This is a genomic window from Pseudomonas viridiflava, from assembly GCF_900602065.1.
GTDB lineage: Bacteria > Pseudomonadota > Gammaproteobacteria > Pseudomonadales > Pseudomonadaceae > Aquipseudomonas.
The window spans coordinates 1-369 of the sequence record NZ_UWFN01000004.1 but is presented as its reverse complement, the minus strand read 5'-3'; the positions used below and the strand labels follow the sequence as shown (position 1 = coordinate 369).

At 59.6% G+C, this 369-nt stretch carries 1 pseudogene; it reads right to left on the bottom strand.

Annotated features, from left to right (window positions below):
• A pseudogene (locus EE949_RS00020) lies at positions 1 to 369 on the bottom strand (MFS transporter); the annotation flags it as partial.

Sequence of the window (369 nt, the reverse complement as noted above, 5' to 3'; positions counted from 1 at the left end):
CTGAAAAACTGATCATGTTGCGGGGATTGGCAAGCACGCCGCTGATGCCCAGCACCAGCGTCGGCCCCAGAAAGAACGTACCCCCGAAGGCCAGCAGGAACTGGCTGAGGTACATGTTCGACTGGCGGGTAACGTTGGTCGAATGGCTGTCCATCCACGCCCCGACCGCCATCATCGCCAGCGAGATCAGCAACGGCTTGATCAGGTGCGCCGGATTGATGGTCAGGGCACTGACCACCAGCCCCGCGACACTGCCTAGCAGCATCACCAGATAAAGCGTGTGCAGTTGCTGACTGCCCATGTTCAGGGCCTGAAGAAAGCCTACCGCCCCCACCGATTGTTCCGACAGCACGATGCGAAACAGGATCA